Source organism: Acinetobacter sp. AR2-3, from assembly GCF_001878775.1.
Classification (GTDB): Bacteria; Pseudomonadota; Gammaproteobacteria; order Pseudomonadales; family Moraxellaceae; genus Acinetobacter; species Acinetobacter lwoffii_D.
In genome coordinates this window covers 77212-94554 of record NZ_MJIQ01000021.1, presented here as the reverse complement: position 1 = coordinate 94554, position 17343 = coordinate 77212, and the positions used below count along the sequence as shown (strand labels likewise).

Sequence of the window (17343 nt, the reverse complement as noted above, 5' to 3'; positions counted from 1 at the left end):
TCATGTCAACGCCAGCTCAGTTTAACCCACAAGCTTTTATCGAACTCGCATTATCACGCGGTGTGCTTAAATTTGGTGAGTTTACTTTAAAATCGGGACGTGTGAGTCCCTATTTTTTTAATGCGGGTCTGTTGAATGATGGTGAAGCCTTGACACTGCTGGCTTCTGGCTATGCTGCAAAACTGATTAAATGTGACCATATTGAAGTGATTTTTGGACCTGCCTATAAAGGCATTCCTTTTGTGGCAGCAACTGCTGTGGCTCTGTCGCAAAATCATGGGGTAAGTGTGCCGTGGGGTTTTAATCGCAAGGAAGCCAAAGACCATGGCGAGGGTGGCGTATTGGTCGGTGCTTCTGTAGAAGGTAAAAAAGTCTGGATCATTGATGATGTGATTACCGCAGGCACAGCGATTCGTGAAGTCGTCACCATCCTGAAAAATGCCGGTGCGCAGATTGCGGGTGTGCTAGTTGCATTAGACCGTCAGGAAAAAGGTCAGGGCGAACTGTCTGCGATTCAGGAAGTGCAACAAGAGCTTGAGATTCCTGTACATGCCTTAATTACCATGAAAGATTTAATGGACTATCTGGAAGCGAAAGGCGACCTAGCAGCTTTGGCGAAAATGGAAGATTACCGTGTTAAATATGGGATCTAAGCCTAGATTGGCATAGAAAAGGAAGCTTGAGCTTCCTTTTTTTGTAGATGTTCAATTTGCTAAACATTTGAAATTTATTATCTCTGTCTATTCTTGTAAGCATTGGCTTACATCAATTCCAGCACTTTGCGGCTGTTTTGAATAGTGGAAATTTCCTATGATAGCTTTAACAGGAACAGGAGGTTCCACACAAGAATAACAATAGATAAATACAAGGAAAGTAAGGTACGACAGGATTTATACCAAGCGAACCCATACGGAAGGCCCCTGGCAGGATGCTAGGGGGTTTTTCATTTTTATCTTTTATAAAGTCTAACTGAGCAGCAGTGATTCAGAAACATGATTCTTAAAAATTCACTTTTGATGAGCTAAACAGACAATCAGAAAACCTTTCACCAAAATTATGAATCTTCAGTGCTAAAAAAAGCACCTGAAGGTGCTTTTTCTTATTGCTGGGCTAAATTATAGCGCAACGATATTGATCGCATTTGGACCTTTTTGACCATCAACCACGCTAAAAGAAACGCGTTGACCTTCAAACAAAGTTTTGAAACCAGAACTGCTGATTTCTTTGAAATGAGCAAAAACGTCAGGACCTGATTCTTGTTGAATAAAACCAAAACCTTTAGTTTCGTTAAACCATTTTACTGTACCGGTAACTGTAGTAGACATAATATAACCTGTTAAATTTTAATAATTTTAGTCATGCAAATGACTATGGATAACTTGGAAAAACAACAAGAATTGAAATAAAGATCTGAAAAAACTGAGGATTATAAATAATACTGCGGCACTTAAAGAAGCTTAACTAAACAACGCTTTTTTCTAGTTAAAGACAGCATAGCCTAAATCAGAAAATATTCAAGTTTTTTATATTTATTATTTATTTTTCTTATAAAAGTGGCTCCATTCTTGTTTTTTAAAGAATTTCAAGCTGTTTGCTTGAGCTTTATCGGTTGTATTTAAGCTTTAACCAAGCTAAACAATAAATACACGTTGTGTTTGTGTTACTTTATGTTAATCAAAATCGTTCAGTACCCAGCAAGATTTTACTAAGTCAGTGTATTTTATAACTTTGGGTAAATTAGTATTTGTAGTTTTAAGATAGTTATCGTCATTGTTTGTGTATAAAAATCCACCTATATTAAAATTCAATTGGAAAAATTAACTATAAGAATTTCTTGATTTTAATTTAAAACCAAATACGAGTGAGTCTCATGGATTACTGGAACAGTGTGTTACTTATATCCATCATCACCATGGTTGGACTGGCCATGATCATCCTGTTTGTCGGATGTAAAATGTGGAAGAACTTGGTGGTTACTTTACTGATTGCCACCTTGATTGGATTTCTGATTGTATTTGTGATCAATTTTATTTTTGGCGATCGTCTTCAATTTCTATGGGGTGCCCCTGAGACTGGTGATAGTAATTTTATGCTGGAAATGGGGCTGCTGAGCCTGTTAATTGGCGGTGTGAGTACCTTTATCATTATGTTAGGCACTTTGGTTGCTAAAAGTAACAGTGGAAATCAAGGCGATGAAGACTAGTTTTTCGCAAAATAACAAGTCTCTTAATGAGCGGGAAAGTGCAGAAAAACATCGCATGTACAGTTCATAGGCTTAAAAAATCTTTCTCAGCCAAATGTATAGTGCCATAGCGCTACGGGGCATAAATGGAGCTTCATATCCCGTAGCTGCATAATTTTCTGTATCAAAAATTTAGAACATCATTCTTAGACCTGCACCATAGATCCAGCCTTTTTCAGAATCAGAGCTTTGCTGCCAGGCTGTCTGTTTGTTGCCTTTACTATATTCATAACCCACTTCCAGATAAGGCATGAGCTTTTTGCTCAGTTCATAGCGTGTTTCCAGGCCCAAGGTGGCATGACTAAGGCCGGTTTTTTTCGCATTCGCTGCCTGATCATTCAGGATGACATCCAGTTCGACAAAGGGTTGCATAATCAGTTTCTGAGTCAGTAACAGGTCACGCTCTGTTTCCAGTTTTAATCCGACAAAGTCATCTTCACCGACATAGACATGAGCATCCGTTTCGAAAAAGTAGGGGGCCAGGCCATGCAGGCCAAATACTGCATCGAAGCGCTCGTTCTGCTGGTTTGTAGAAGGCTCGGCTAAATTTTCCTGCCGATAGCGCACCCCGGTCTGCACATCCCAGAAATCACAAATATTTCGGCTATACAGCACGTTGGCATCATATTCGGCCGGATGGGATTCCTGTTTGTCGGCTTCTAACTTGAGGAAGATTTTATTTTCATCCGTGCCAATTCTGGCTTGGTTCTTGGACTTGAATGCCCCATTTCCCTCTGAACTATGCTGCCATTTCTGGTCCAGAATGATCTGGCTATAAATCTGTGCGCCATGTTCTTTACGGTGGTCATGTTGGCTGGCAGAACTGACTGAATTTTGTGGTGTGCTCAGCGCCTGCTGTTGATGTGATAACTTTGGTGGTTGATAGGATGAGGCATCTGCTGTTCCAGTATGCTGTGCGTGGTTATCAGCCATGTTTTGCATGGCATGATGCCCGCTATGATGCTGATGTTCATTATGACTCGTATGCTCGCTAGAAGCTGCCGCAAAAATACTCAGACTGCTTAGGGTAAGCGCACTGCTGAGCACCGACTTTACCAAAAGATTAGTGATGTGCATGGCTTTCTCCTTGAGCAGCTGCTGGCTTTGACGGTATTTTTTGTGAAGAAGGGTGAGATGCTTGATCTTCGTCAACCTTTGCCACAATCAGCTTGTTCATCATGCCGGCACTCATGTGATAGAGCAGATGGCAGTGAATCGCCCATTCGCCCAGTTCATCAGCCGTGAGCAGGGTAGTCACCGTTTTCCCGGGCGGCACAATCACAGTGTGTTTATTTGGCATATTTGCAGCAGACTGACCATTTTCCAGCTGCATAAACATGCCATGCAAATGCATCGGATGGGCCATCATGCTGTCATTGATAAATTTCAGCCGGATCCGCTCGCCATATTTCACCTGAAGTGGTTCGGCATCACTGAATTTTTTACCGTCAACGGTCCAGATGTAGCGCTCCATGGTTCCACCCAGACGAATCACCAGTTCACGTTCTGCTGCGCGGGTATCAGGTTGCGGTGTCAGAGCTTTGAGGTCTTGATATTGCAAGGCTTTGTGCCCTGCAGGCGTAGACATATTGGCCCAGCCCTCAACAGGCTGATGAGGCTGATTGGTTCCAGACATGGCATTATGACTTGCATGCATGTCGTGCTGGGCATGCTCATCATGTTTAGGCGTACCAGTTGCAGATTGAGTGGTCTGACTGCTGTGTGTGTCATGTGACATGTCATGTTGTTCGCCATGTCCCATATCTTCCATGGTCAATAAGGCACGAGGGCGCGGTGTTGGTAATTGAACCGGAGCCGGGGCTTTACTTGAATCAGTTGCCTGATGCAGACTGCCAATGGCAAAGCCTGAGCGGTCGATCGATTCCGCTTCAATCTGGTAATGCGCTGCAGTGGGTTCCACAATCACATCATAGGTTTCAGCAGTTCCGATACGGAATTCATCTACATTGACCGGCTGCACCGGTTGTCCATCGGCACTGACCACGGTCATTTTCAGCTGGGGAATACGCACATCGAAAAACGACATGGCAGAAGCATTGATGAAACGCAGGCGGACTTTTTCATTGGGCTGGAACTGGCCACTCCAGTTTTGTTGCGGCGTTTTTCCATTGACCAGAAAGGTATAACCGGTAACATCAGATAGGTCGGTTTTCAGCATACGCATCTGGTTCCACATCTTGCGGTCTGACCAGGTGGCCTTCAGGCCATCACGTTTCACCTGCTGGAGTACATCGCCCAAGGTTTCACGCTGGTTCTGATAATATTCGGCCGATTTTTTTAAATTGTTCTGAATCTGCTGGCCGCTTTGTTCGTGAAAATCTGACAGCATCACCACATAATCCCGCTCGGTTTGTTCATGTGCAGGTAGCAATGTCTGGGCTTTGGGGCGAATCACCAAGGCGCCATAGAGGCCGTCCTGTTCCTGACCTTTGGAATGTGCGTGATACCAGTAGGTGCCGTTTTGACGAACCTTGAAGCGATAAGTAAAAGACTGTTTCGGTTTGATCCCCTGAAAACCGTTAAATCCGGGGACACCATCCATCAGCCCGGGCAGGAGGAGGCCATGCCAGTGCAGCGAGGTATCCTGATTGTTCAGGTTGTTTTGTACATGAATGACTGCATCATCACCTTCTTCAAATTCCAACAAGGGTGCAGGGAATTTTCCGTTTACAGTGATTCGCTTGACCGTCTTTCCGGTGAGATTGATCGGGCTTTCATCAATGACCAGATGATATTCTTTTACGGCTGCAAACAGGGCAGACGACGAGATGAGACCGAAGCCCAGACACAGGCTTTGACTGATTTTAAGCAACATAACTTAATCCTTAATGAATAAAAAAAATTAAAAATTCAGGATCAAGCTTTGGGTGGGCGTAAGATTTCTTGCCAGTAACCGGCAAGGTGCTTGGCATGGTAAGCAGGGAGGAAGGTTTTTTCCGGATAACCGTGATCAGGCACACTTAACTCGGGCGTTGTAATGGGCAGGCTGGTGACCAGGTTCTGGCAGGCCATAGTGCCACAATCCAGACAGTCTGATGACTGCTGGGTGCTGTCACTGACACAGTTCGGCTGAATCAGTTCCTGATCTTGATGATGATCAGTCTTATGCAGCGAGTGAGAAGCAGAGGGTTTTGTCATTTCCAGACAATGAGGATTCGTTTTTTCAGACGGCATAACCAGATGCATGGTGTTTGCAGATGCGACAGACACACTGCTCCAGCCTATGGCAAAACCACAAGCATCACCAACCAGATCTGTTTGACGAGCCGTATGAGCAAAAGTACACCCTGAAAAAATGCGCTGCATGTTTGAGCAATAAAAGCATAAACGCAGTAACCCAAATTAGCAAATTCTGGACAAGATTATTTTTTAGGTCACCTACATACTACTTTTTTCATAGGTTCAGGTTTCAGTTTCGCACTTTTCGCATTTTTTACAGTCTAGCAGCATCCCGAGTTTTTCTTTACGTCCTTGCTCGGTCATCACCCATGGGCGATTTTGCCAGGGCGGGGTATGTCGCACATGCTGGCCATGTCCGCAGGCCAGTTCTGCAACCCAATGCTGTTCCTCATCCAGGTGAAAACCGATAATGGCCTGTTGCATGGCATACCTCCCTTGAGCTCAAATTGCCTGAGCATCTATCTAAAAACCTATACAAAATAAGTCATGCAAAATCACCATAAACAAAAGAATCCACACAAGCTATACTCCTTGCCAAGTCATTTTTTGAAAAAGAGCAGAGACACATGCGCGTACTTGTTGTGATGGATCCCATTGAAAATGTAAACCTGAAGAAAGACTCGACCATGGCCATGCTGTGGGCAGCAGCCCGTCGCGGGCATGAACTCGGTTATGCATTGCAGCAAGATTTATATATCGATCAGGGCAAGGCCTTTGGTCTGATCGCGCCGTTACAGGTATTTGAAGACTACGACCATTATTATGAACTCGGTGAAAAACGCAAAGAGTCGATCGCTGCTTATGACGTTGTCTTGATGCGTAAAGATCCGCCTTTTGATATGAACTTTGTCTATACCACTTATATTCTGGAGCAGGCAGAGCGCGAAGGGGCATGGATCATCAACAAACCGCAAAGCCTGCGTGACTGTAATGAAAAACTGTTCGCGACCCAGTTCCCGCATCTGCAAGTTCCGACCTTGGTGACTTCGCAGCAAAGCCTGATCCGTGAATTTCTCAAAGAACAGGTCGATGTGATTGTAAAACCTCTAGATGGTATGGGCGGCACCGGGATTTTCCGCCTGTATCAGGATGGCATCAACATCGGTTCAACCATTGAAATGCTGACCAATAATGGTACCCAGCCGATTATGGCGCAGCGTTATATTCCGGAAATTGTCGAAGGCGATAAACGCATCCTGATGATTAATGGTGAGCCAGTGCCGTATTGTCTGGCCCGTATTCCACAAAATGGTGAAGTGCGTGGTAATCTGGCCGCGGGTGGCCTAGGTGAGGCACGCCCCCTGACTGAAAATGACAAAGCCATTGCAGCAAAAGTAGGGCCGTATCTCAGAGAAAAAGGTCTGGTCTTTGTAGGGCTGGATGTGATCGGAAATTATGTTACTGAAATTAATGTAACCAGTCCAACCTGTATCCGTGAAATTGACACCCAGTTTGGCACCTCGATTGCAGATGATCTGTTTGCCGTGCTGGAAGCGGGGCAGGCCAATCAGGTTTAAAAGCAAAATCAGGTGAAAAAAGAGTCTGCTTGCAGGCTCTTTTTTATTTTTTCATTGGGGATAGCGCTTAAATAAAAATGCCGTCATTACCATACCCAGCATCGAAAGGCAGACGGTGATAATGGCAAGATTGGCCCAGTATTGAGTGGCAGATATCAGCGCAGCGCTCAGGGTCGGTATAAAAAACTGTGCGCAGGCTGAAATTTGTAAAACCAGACCCACACTGGCCGCTGCTGCATAGGCACGTGGTGCATAGTGCAGGGTAATCGCAAAAACAGTGGTTGGGATCATCCCGCCAATCAGTGAAAACAGCACGGCACTGACAACCTGCAATTCAAATGAGAGCCAGGAATTTGCAGCAAATACCAAGCAACTGCTGCAGAGCATTGCCACAAATCCGGTACTCAATAAGGTGTGCGGTCTATAACCCTGTTGTAGCAACATACCTGCGCCAAAAGTGCCCCCCAGATGGGCCAGAACGACCATCGAGACCAGCATCCCTGCACGTTTTAAGTCCAGCCCCTGTTCGACATACAGTGTAGGCAGGAAGCCCGTGACAGTGATCCATTGACTGCTATAACAGGCAAAAATAATCGCCAGACAGATAATCGGTGGGTGGGTCAGGGTAATTTTAACAATCTGCCAGAATGAGGTGTTTTCCGTAGCTGCCTGGAAAGAATCTAGCTGTGTTACCAGGACAGGTTCAATATTTAAATATTGTTTGATCATGCCAGCAATAACCAGGCACAGGCAGCCCAAAATGGCCCAGATCGTTTGCCAGTCCAGATATTCAAGCAGGAGAGGAATCGTTAATACGGCCAGACTGACACCGATGCCCATATAGGAACTCCAGAGTCCCATCTTGAAATTCAGTGTTTCAGCGCGGCTGGTACGTTTTAAAATGGCTGGCGCACACAAGGAGATGGTTAAAAATCCGATTCCTTCCATAAAACGCAATACATATAAAGTGGCAGGCTGCGTAATCCAAAGCCCGGCAAGACTGCTTAGCCCTAAAATGATTAAGGCCATGATCAGGCAGCGCTTTAATCCCATTTTTTCCGAGAAGGCGCCAATGCATAGCGCAAACAGCATTCCGGCAGCCTGCACCAATGCTAATGAAAAACCAGCCTGAGTAAAACTCAGGTTTAAATCCTGCTGCAACACAGGAATCACGGCCGAAAGTTTGCCGACATGGATCGCAGCCAGATAACCGGCCAAGATAATCCATACATCACGACATGAGATTTTTGACATCTATCCGAACTGAGTCCATTTAAAGCATCTGCTTGTACATCAAGCATCATTCATATATAGATATGAATAGCATGAAACTTTTATAAAATTGATAGGATTTAAGCCTAAGATTATCGGCCAATGATAAGAGAGGAGGTGAACGGGAGAAAACGGAAGACCGCTGTAAATAAAGCGCTCTTCGTGGCAAAGTTATTGATAATATAATGAGAAAACTATTTAAAATTGATATGATATGTCACTTAAGTCGAAGGAAAAGTGCAGACCTTATAAATAAAACGAGTCTAAACTTGAAGTTTGCGTGAAAAAAACAATTAAAGCCTTGTTGAAATAAAGTAAATAAACTTTCATGGCCTGAGGTTTGTGATTACAATTGATTACTTAAATCAGATTTCCTGCTCCATTTTTTGAATTGAAGAATTAAACCGTGACCGAAGCTCAGCAAAAACAGCCTAAACATGTCATGATGATGGCCGCAGGTACAGGTGGACATGTGTTTCCAGCGTTAGCTGTTGCCAAAGATTTACAACAAAAAGGTATACAGGTTTCATGGTTGGCCACGCCCGTAGGCATGGAAAACCGCCTGTTAAAAAACCAGAATATTCCCATTTATCAGATTGATATTCAGGGTGTGCGTGGCAATGGTTTTGTGCGTAAAGCCTTGGCGCCTTTTAAAATTATGAAAGCCACCTTAAGTGCCATGAAATTCATGAAACAGCTTCAGGTCGATGCCGTGGCAGGCTTTGGCGGTTATGTGGCAGGCCCGGGTGGTTTGGCCGCACGTATCTTAGGCATTCCGGTGCTGATTCATGAACAGAATGCAGTTGCTGGTTTTACCAATACTCAATTGTCGCGTGTGGCAAAGACCGTGTGTCAGGCGTTCCCGAATACTTTTCCGGCCCAAGAAAAAGTCGTGACTACAGGTAATCCGGTACGACAAGAAATTAGCGAAATTTTAAATCCGTCCTGGCGTTATCAGGAGCGTGACAAGGCAGGACTGCCCTTACGTATTCTGATTGTTGGCGGATCTTTGGGGGCGCAAGCCTTAAATGAACGGGTTCCGGAAGCTTTAAAGCAACTCAATGTGCCATTAAGCGTCTATCATCAGTGTGGGCAAAACCATGCTGAGGCGACACGGGCACGTTATGAAAATGCACCAGCCAGTCTGCAAGTAGAAGTACAGCCTTTTATTGAAGATATGGCCAAAGCCTATTCTAATGCCGATCTGGTGATTTGCCGTGCCGGAGCTTTGACTGTAACTGAAATTGCCACTGCCGGCGTAGCTGCGATTTTTGTGCCGCTTCCAAGTGCGGTGGATGATCACCAGACGGCCAATGCCGGTTTCCTGGCCAATATCAATGCGGCAAAGATTTGCCCGCAGGCCACGATGACCCCGGAAAGTTTAAAAACATTATTAGAGCCGATGCTGAATCGCCAGCTGTTAATGGAAATGGCAGTTAAAGCACGCCGACAGGCTCAACCCGATGCGACTCAACATGTGGTCCGTTTAATTCAAGAATTGTAATCCGAGTAAACTATGTCTCCAACAACCCCAGCTGAACAAGCGAAAAAGTTAATTAAAGTGCCGGAAATGCGCCGTATCAAACACATTCATTTTGTGGGGATCGGTGGTGCAGGCATGTGTGGTATTGCGGAAGTGCTGAAAAACCAAGGCTATAAAGTTTCCGGTTCAGATATCAAGGCATCCAATACCACCGCACAGCTGGAAGCGAATGGCATTAAAGTCTATATCGGACATACTGCAAATAATATTAAGGGCGCCAACGTGATCGTGGTCTCTACCGCGATTGATAAAGAAAATCCGGAAATTAAAACCGCGATTGAAAACCGTATTCCTGTGGTTCGCCGTGCGGAAATGCTGGGTGAGCTGATGCGTTACCGTCATGGTATTGCCGTTGCCGGCACGCATGGCAAGACCACCACCACCAGTCTGATCACCTGTATGCTGGCTGAAGAAAACATGGATCCAACCTATGTGATCGGTGGTTTGCTGAACCGTACCGGTATGAACGCAGCCTTGGGCGCCAGCCGTTATATCGTGGCCGAAGCCGATGAGTCAGATGCTTCTTTCCTGCACCTAGAACCGATGGCTGCCGTGGTGACCAATATTGATGCCGATCATATGGATACCTATGGCGGTAGCTTCGATGTCCTGAAAGATACCTTTATCCAGTTCCTGCAAAAACTGCCATTTTACGGCTTGGCTGTAGTCTGTGGTGATGATGCCAATATCCGTGAAATTATGCCGCGGATTGCACGCCCGTTACTGACTTATGGTTTCAATGAAGACAATGACATCCGTGCAGTAGATGTTGATCAAGATGGCATGCAAACCCACTTTACCGTATTACGTAAAGAGCGTGAGCCATTGCGTGTAACGGTCAATCAACCAGGTTTGCATAATGTGCTGAATGCCTTGGCTGCGATTGGTATAGCAACCGATGAAGGCGTGTCTGACGCTTCAATCTGCCGTGCACTGGAAGGTTTCAGTGGTGTGGGGCGTCGCTTTGAGGTTCAGGGTGAGTTTGCGATTGAGGGCGGTGACGTGAAACTGGTGGATGACTATGGTCATCATCCAAAAGAAGTCGAAGCGACGATTAAAGCTGCGCGTCAGAGTCATCCGGACCGTCGTCTGGTAATGATGTTCCAGCCGCATCGTTTTAGCCGTACCCGTGACTGTTTTGATGATTTTGTGGAAGTACTTTCTACTGTAGACCAGTTATTGTTGCTGGATGTTTATCCTGCCGGTGAAAAACCGATTGTCGGAGCGGACAGCCGTACTTTGGCCCGCAGCATTCGTCTACGTGGTGAAGTCGAGCCTATTCTGGTCGATGCGGCGGACGGCAACCTGAATCAGATCATGAGAAAAGTATTGCAAGCAAATGACTTGTTATTAACCCAGGGCGCAGGTAATGTTGGAACAATCTCAGTCGAACTTGCACAAAATCACTTATATATAAAATAGTCATCTTGTGTGACTGAATTGAATTGACCAGATTGAAAAAAGTTTAAGGATATAAACGTGTCAAATGCTTCAAAATTCGGAAAAGTTGCCGTGTTGCTTGGTGGTAAATCTGCAGAGCGTGAGGTTTCTCTAGACAGTGGTACGGCGGTACTTGAGGCATTAGTGCGTTCAGGGGTCAATGCGGAAGCGTTTGACCCGCAGGAGCGTAGTGTCACAGAATTGGTGAATTATGATCGTGCGTTCATTGTATTGCATGGACGTGGCGGGGAAGATGGCCAGATCCAGGGTGTAATGGAATGGTTAAATGTACCGTATACCGGTACGGGCGTACAAGGTTCTGCCATCGGCATGGACAAGGTCAAGACCAAACAGGTCTGGCAGGGCTCGGAATTGCCGACAGCACCGTATCGCATTGTCACCAAAGACTCTGATGCGACAGACATTGTTAATGCTTTAGGCTTGCCTTTGATCATTAAGCCGGTGCATGAAGGTTCCAGTATCGGCATGAGCAAGGTCGAAAAAATTGAAGACTTTGCCGAAGCAATTGCCAAGGCAACTGAACATGATGCCGTGGTGATGGCAGAAAAATGGATTACTGGCCGTGAATACACCATTGTGGTTTTAAATGGTCAGGCGCTGCCGGTGATTCGTCTTGAACCGCCTCAAGATGTTGCTTTCTACGATTATGAAGCGAAATATAACCGTAATGATGTGCAATATGGCATTCCATGTGGTCTGACTGAAGCTGAAGAGCAACAGTTAAAAGCCTTAAGTCTGCGTGCATTCCAGGCAGTCGGTGCCAGCGGTTGGGGCCGGATTGATGCCATGCAGGATGAGCAGGGCAACTTCTGGTTGCTTGAAGTCAATACCGTACCGGGCATGACCAGTCACTCCTTGGTGCCAAAAGCGGCAGCTGCAGTCGGATACAGTTTTGATGAGTTGTGTGTTGCGATTCTGGAACAGACTCTTATCGGTTCGGCACACTAAATATGGCTCAACTTCCTGTTTCCATGCGCCGTAAACGTGCTGCGATTACCTCAATTCACGACAAGCCGCCAACACGCAAAGAAAAGCTGACCAATTTTGGTGGCTGGTTATTGTTGTGTATTGCGGTATTGGTGCTGGCCTTTGGAATATTGGGCTTATATAAAGTCATGACCAATAGTGACGTGGCAGAGCTGGGCGTGATAGGTACGCGCTCGGCTGCTGAACAGCGTCAGGTCATGCAATATGTGTCACCGATTGTGACCGAAAACTATTTTACTTCAGATCTGGAAGCGATCCGCGATCGTACTCTGGAATTATCCTGGGTGGATCGGGTCGTGGTGTCCCGAGCCTGGCCAAATGGCATTCGGGTGCGAGTGATGCCGCATCATGCGATTGCGCGTTGGGGAACAGGACGTTTATTGAGTGACAGTGGTGTGATTTTCACGGAAGTCACACCCAAAAATTATCAGGCATTACCGTTACTACATGGGCCAGCGAGCCATGCAGAAACCATGATGCGTCGTTATAATGAAATTAATCAGTTATTTTTACCACAAGGCATTCGTCTAAAAGAATTATATCTCACCGAGCGAATGACCTGGTTTATGCAGTTTGATTCGGGTTTAAGAATAATTGTGGATAAAGATCAGACCATGAGCAAATTACAGCGCCTGAGCCATCTGTCTCAGAGTGATTTAAAGCCGGTCTGGTCTAAAATTTCGGCCATCGACTTGCGTTATCGCAATGGATTGTCGATACAGTGGAAAAATTCAATTCCGCCTAAAATTGTAAATGGGCATTTTATTGTAACCATTGATGACACGGGCGTTGAGAATAAGGTAACAGTAAAGCCATAATGACCGGCTATTAAAAAATAGAGGCATTTAAAGCCATAAATCTAACAAACACGTAATGGTAGTAGTGAATAATGAGTGAAGCTGTTCCCTCGGTTGTGGCGATTGACATTGGGACACACAAAGTTTCAGTTTTGATTGGCAAGGTACACGCGCCAGACAATATCCAAGTGATTGGTATGGCCACCGCTCGTAACCGAGGCATGAGTAAAGGGAAAATTGTCAGTCTCGATAAAGTTATTACTGCAATTAAAAATGCCGTTCAAGAAGCAGAAGATATGGCGGAATGTCGTGTACATTCTGCCTGGGTTTCTATTCCAAGTGCCGAATTAAAAAGCTTTTATGCTTCAGGTCGCACCTCGATCGACAATAGCGAACATGCGATTACCACCAGTGAAGTGGTACGTGCACTGGAGTTGGCCAAAGCCAGCCATTTGACTTCAGATCATTATCTGGTCAGTGCTGTGCCTCTGGGTTTTGAGCTGGATGACTCACCGGAATGGGTGTTAAACCCGATTCGGATGTCGGCACATAGCATGACCGGGCATTATCATCTGATGATGCTGCCGATTAGTACCATGCAGAATATTGATCGTGCCCTGAAAGGTGCCAATATTGGCGTGGAAAAAATGGTAGTGTCGAGCCTGGCCACTGCTGAAGCCAGCCTGCTGAAAGATGAAAAAGAATATGGTGTGTGCTTAGTAGATATCGGTGCTGGCACGACCAATGTGGCAGTGTATGTGGATGGCCGTCTGGCCTTAACCCATACCTTCCAGCGTGGCGGTGAACATGTGACCCGCGATATTGCAGCAGTATTGCAAACCACGACCGAAGAAGCTGAACGTCTAAAATTATTGTATGGCTGTGTCGACCTGAAAGTGGTCAAGCCGGACCATATGATTCAGTTCCAGGGGATTGATGGACCACAAACCATCAGCCGGATTGAACTGACTGAAATCATCATGGCGCGTTATGAAGAAATTCTGAGTCTGGTACGTGATGAGCTGGTGAAAAATGGTGCCATCCAGGGCTTGTATCATGGTGTGGTATTGACCGGTGATGCCAGTCATATCGAAGGAATGGTGAGTTTTGTTCGCCGTACCATGGGAGTCTCGGCACATTTAGGTAATCCGCCGACTCAGGTGTATGCAGATGAACAACATCAGGCTGCTTTACGTCGCTCGCAATATAGCACTGTGGCTGGTTTGCTGATGTTTAGTCAGAGTGATACCCAAGACACGATTGTGGAACAGGATGATGTAGAACGGTTGTCATTGGCCAAGCGGGTCAAAAGAGCCTTGTTTGGCTTTAATGACACCTTGAAATCAATCTTTTAAGTCGATTTTTATTGTGAATATTGTTGGGAAGATGTAGTTAATCGGGCTTGTACTTGACAAGTGAACGCATGAGCAGCATTCTTAAAAACAATTTTATTAAGATTAAGGCAGTATACGGGCTTAGTGACTGCCAATTATGAATTAGGAATTTTATAGGTCATGGCCTCATTTGAATTTTTCGAAGACGATCATAGCGATAGCAATGGTCAAGCCCGTTTCACTGTGTTTGGTGTAGGTGGTGCGGGTGGTAATGCTGTACAACATATGTTGCAGTCCGATATCCAGGGCGTAAAGTTTGTTTGTGCCAATACGGACAAGCAGGCATTGGATCGCATGGAAGCCGAATTTAAAATTCAGCTGGGCGAGCAAAGTACCCGTGGTCTGGGTGCAGGTGCAAATCCGCAAGTCGGCCAGACCGCAGCAGAAGAAAGCCGTGAACTGATTCGCCAACAGCTTGAAGGGACCGATATGGTCTTTGTAACTGCGGGTATGGGCGGTGGTACCGGTACCGGTGCAGCGCCAGTGGTTGCTGAAATTGCGAAAGAAATGGGTATTCTGACCGTTGGTGTCGTGACCACGCCATTTAACTTTGAAGGCAAACGCCGTCTACAGTCTGCTGAAAAAGGGATTGAAGCGCTAGAGCAGCATGTAGACTCATTAATCATCATTCCAAACCAGCGTCTATTGAAAGTCTTCCGTGATATTTCAATGAAAGATGCCTATAAAAAAGCGGATGATGTATTGTTGAATGCAGTACGCAGTATTTTTGATTTGGTGGTTCGTCCTGGCCATATCAACCTTGATTTCGCCGATTTGAAAACAGCCATGAGCACTCGTGGTTATGCCATGATGGGTGTCGGTCTGGGTCGTGGTGAGAACCGTGCACGTCAGGCTGCTGAGCAGGCGATCCGTAGTCCATTACTCGATAACGTGACTATCATGAATGCCAAAGGTATTCTGATCAATGTGACCGGTGGTGATGATGTGACTTTCGGTGAAATTGAAGAAATTACCGATGTTGTGAACCAGATTGTTGATTTAGATGAAGGTCAGGTGTTCTACGGTACCGTTTTTGATCCGGATGCGCGTGATGAAATCAGCGTGACTGTGATTGCAACAGGTCTAACCCGTCATGCAGCGGATTCAGTTGAACCGACCAAACGTACCAATGTACAGGCAACTCGTCCAGCAGCAGCTGCGCAGGCGGTGGTGGAAGATGATGATGTACCGGCAATTCAGCGTCAGCAGCATGAAACAGGTGCAACAGCGAATCCAGCGGCAGCTTCAGTTTCTAGCCCGCGCCCGACGCCAATGAGTATTCAGGATTATCTTAAGAATCAACAGCGTAAATAACATGTAACATCATGTGTTTAGCTGGATTAGACAGGAAAGGTGGCTTTTAAGCCACCTTTTTGTTTTTTATCAATGGCCAAATATGCTAACGTATAGCGGTTTTATAGATGAACAGATGATAAAAGCATGTTGAAACAACGTACCCTGAAACGTGTCGTGAAAGCGAGCGGAATCGGTCTTCACAGTGGGCAAAAAGTCATGATTAACTTTGTGCCGCACCATGCCGATGGGGGAATTGTGTTTCGCCGTATTGATCTGAATCCGCCGGTGGATATTCCTGCCGATGCCATGCTGATTCAGGAAGCCTTTATGTGCTCGAACCTGGTTCAGGCAAATGCCAAAGTAGGCACCATTGAACATGTCATGAGTGCGATTGCTGGTCTGGGCATTGATAACCTGATTATTGAAGTGTCGGCTTCTGAAGTGCCGATTATGGACGGTAGCGCAGGTCCGTTTATTTACCTGCTCATGCAGGGTGGTTTGCAAGAGCTGGATGCCGCTAAAAAATTCGTCAAGATTATTAAACCGGTTGAAGCACTCATTGATGACAAGCGTGCCATTTTTAGCCCACATGATGGCTTTCAGCTGAATTTCACCATTGATTTTGATCATCCTGCCTTTAAAAAAGAACATCAGTCCGCCAGCATCGATTTTTCTACTGAAACCTTCGTTTATGAAGTCAGTGAAGCGCGTACCTTTGGGTTTATGAAAGATCTGGATTATCTCAAAGCCAATAATTTGGCACTAGGTGCCAGTCTGGAAAATGCCATTGGTGTAGATGAAACTGGGGTCGTTAATGAAGAAGGTTTGCGTTTCTCAGACGAATTTGTACGTCATAAAATTCTGGATGCTGTGGGTGATTTATACTTGCTCGGACATCAGATTATTGCCAAATTTGATGGTTACAAATCTGGACATGCCTTGAATAATCAACTTTTACGCAATGTGAAAAGTGATCCAAGCTGCTATGAAATTGTAACATTTGATGACGAAGCCAATTGTCCAATCATGTATGTGAATGTGACATAAGTCATTGTGTTTGTGTCTTTATGTTTTTGTTATTGCTTTAATACTGTGATACACATCACATAATGTTTGCTTTTTAATTTATTACATCTGATTGCTATGTTACTTTTTATTGCTTGCCAAACGTAGTAAAGCTTGGCTAAGCTTAGGGTCGCTTATAAAGTCAGCAGCACTACGAAGTAATTCCTGTGTTTCTGCATTTAAGGCTCTTTCAGGTGTTGCTGAAACAGGTGATGTTTGCGAAGGATTCCGCAAGCAAACTTGAAGTTTAGTGAGATCTGTTAATTCATTTATTTGAGAGAGTTGTGAAATGTATTGCTTTTGAAGATAGGCCAATTGACTGATCATGGCCTGGTTTTCACCGGTAATCGTTAACACACCATTTTGATAGCAGACAACTTGCCAGCGTTCCGGTTGGGGCAATAGCGGTTGTACGAGTTTCGTAAGTTTCTGCCAGGCAGCGACTTGTGATGAGAGAAACGAAAAGTTTCCTGTTTTTATCTGTTTTCTTGTTTGTTGAAAAACGTTGACAGGTTCCGACATACATAATTCCTACATATTTATGTCTTAATCTTATGCGCTTCTTTTA

General features: G+C 45.2%; 17 protein-coding genes. 10 read left to right on the top strand and 7 right to left on the bottom strand.

All coding sequences use genetic code 11. The features are described from left to right. Positions 1-2 precede the first annotated feature (2 nt). The gene (gene pyrE, locus BFN00_RS01795; RefSeq protein ID WP_071850287.1) at positions 3-653 is read left to right on the top strand and encodes an orotate phosphoribosyltransferase; all 651 of its coding nucleotides are present in this window, start codon (positions 3-5) and stop codon (positions 651-653) included. A 462-nt stretch (positions 654-1115) separates the two neighbouring features. On the opposite strand, the gene BFN00_RS01790 is transcribed toward pyrE, so the two are convergent. Continuing rightward, positions 1116-1325 (bottom strand): cold-shock protein, encoded by a 210-nt coding sequence (locus tag BFN00_RS01790; RefSeq protein WP_004281299.1) that lies wholly within the window; start codon positions 1323-1325, stop codon positions 1116-1118. Between the two features lie 545 nt (positions 1326-1870). On the opposite strand from BFN00_RS01790, the gene BFN00_RS01785 reads away from it, so the two are divergent. Continuing rightward, positions 1871-2203 carry a hypothetical protein gene (locus tag BFN00_RS01785; protein ID WP_071850286.1) on the top strand — a complete coding sequence of 111 codons (333 nt, stop codon included), beginning with the start codon at positions 1871-1873 and terminating at the stop codon, positions 2201-2203. A gap of 171 nt (positions 2204-2374) precedes the next feature. On the opposite strand, the gene BFN00_RS01780 is transcribed toward BFN00_RS01785, so the two are convergent. From BFN00_RS01780 to BFN00_RS01765, 4 genes are all read right to left on the bottom strand, one after another. After that, a complete protein-coding gene (locus tag BFN00_RS01780; protein WP_071850285.1) occupies positions 2375-3319 on the bottom strand; it encodes a copper resistance protein B in 945 nt (314 codons plus the stop codon). Then, positions 3306-5078 carry a copper resistance system multicopper oxidase gene (locus tag BFN00_RS01775; RefSeq protein ID WP_071850284.1) on the bottom strand — a complete coding sequence of 591 codons (1773 nt, stop codon included), beginning with the start codon at positions 5076-5078 and terminating at the stop codon, positions 3306-3308. The genes BFN00_RS01780 and BFN00_RS01775 overlap by 14 nt, the downstream gene beginning before the upstream one ends. 41 nt (positions 5079-5119) lie before the next feature. Next, entirely contained in the window at positions 5120-5569 is a 450-nt protein-coding gene (locus tag BFN00_RS01770) for a hypothetical protein (RefSeq protein ID WP_249449776.1), read from the bottom strand. A gap of 96 nt (positions 5570-5665) precedes the next feature. Next, the gene (locus BFN00_RS01765) at positions 5666-5866 is read right to left on the bottom strand and encodes a DUF3565 domain-containing protein (RefSeq protein ID WP_004281307.1); all 201 of its coding nucleotides are present in this window, start codon (positions 5864-5866) and stop codon (positions 5666-5668) included. 143 nt (positions 5867-6009) lie between these two features. Here BFN00_RS01765 and gshB point away from each other — a divergent pair, with 143 nt between their 5' ends. Further along, a complete protein-coding gene (gene gshB / locus BFN00_RS01760) occupies positions 6010-6960 on the top strand; it encodes a glutathione synthase (RefSeq protein ID WP_071850283.1) in 951 nt (316 codons plus the stop codon). Positions 6961-7011: 51 nt separating this feature from the next. Here the strand turns inward: gshB and BFN00_RS01755 are convergent, their stop codons facing one another. After that, positions 7012-8214 (bottom strand): MFS transporter, encoded by a 1203-nt coding sequence (locus BFN00_RS01755; protein ID WP_071850282.1) that lies wholly within the window; start codon positions 8212-8214, stop codon positions 7012-7014. Between the two features lie 424 nt (positions 8215-8638). Here BFN00_RS01755 and murG point away from each other — a divergent pair, with 424 nt between their 5' ends. The 7 genes from murG (at position 8639) to lpxC (ending at position 16757) form a co-directional block, all read left to right on the top strand. Then, positions 8639-9736 (top strand): undecaprenyldiphospho-muramoylpentapeptide beta-N-acetylglucosaminyltransferase, encoded by a 1098-nt coding sequence (gene murG / locus BFN00_RS01750; RefSeq protein WP_071850281.1) that lies wholly within the window; start codon positions 8639-8641, stop codon positions 9734-9736. A gap of 12 nt (positions 9737-9748) precedes the next feature. Continuing rightward, entirely contained in the window at positions 9749-11197 is a 1449-nt protein-coding gene (murC, locus tag BFN00_RS01745) for a UDP-N-acetylmuramate--L-alanine ligase (RefSeq protein ID WP_071850280.1), read from the top strand. Between the two features lie 57 nt (positions 11198-11254). Continuing rightward, the gene (locus tag BFN00_RS01740; protein ID WP_071850279.1) at positions 11255-12184 is read left to right on the top strand and encodes a D-alanine--D-alanine ligase; all 930 of its coding nucleotides are present in this window, start codon (positions 11255-11257) and stop codon (positions 12182-12184) included. A gap of 2 nt (positions 12185-12186) precedes the next feature. Next, complete coding sequence (locus BFN00_RS01735) at positions 12187-13041, top strand: cell division protein FtsQ/DivIB (RefSeq protein ID WP_071850278.1); 855 nt, start codon at positions 12187-12189, stop codon at positions 13039-13041. Positions 13042-13112: 71 nt separating this feature from the next. Further along, positions 13113-14375: a cell division protein FtsA gene (gene ftsA / locus BFN00_RS01730; protein ID WP_071850277.1), complete on the top strand. Its 1263-nt coding sequence runs from the start codon at positions 13113-13115 to the stop codon at positions 14373-14375. A gap of 159 nt (positions 14376-14534) precedes the next feature. After that, entirely contained in the window at positions 14535-15728 is a 1194-nt protein-coding gene (gene ftsZ, locus BFN00_RS01725) for a cell division protein FtsZ (protein ID WP_071850276.1), read from the top strand. Positions 15729-15854: 126 nt separating this feature from the next. Continuing rightward, the gene (lpxC, locus tag BFN00_RS01720) at positions 15855-16757 is read left to right on the top strand and encodes a UDP-3-O-acyl-N-acetylglucosamine deacetylase (protein ID WP_071850275.1); all 903 of its coding nucleotides are present in this window, start codon (positions 15855-15857) and stop codon (positions 16755-16757) included. Positions 16758-16856: 99 nt separating this feature from the next. Here the strand turns inward: lpxC and BFN00_RS01715 are convergent, their stop codons facing one another. Continuing rightward, positions 16857-17297, bottom strand: coding sequence for a DciA family protein (locus BFN00_RS01715; protein WP_004647242.1), 441 nt, complete (start codon positions 17295-17297; stop codon positions 16857-16859). Between the last annotated feature and the right edge of the window lie 46 nt (positions 17298-17343).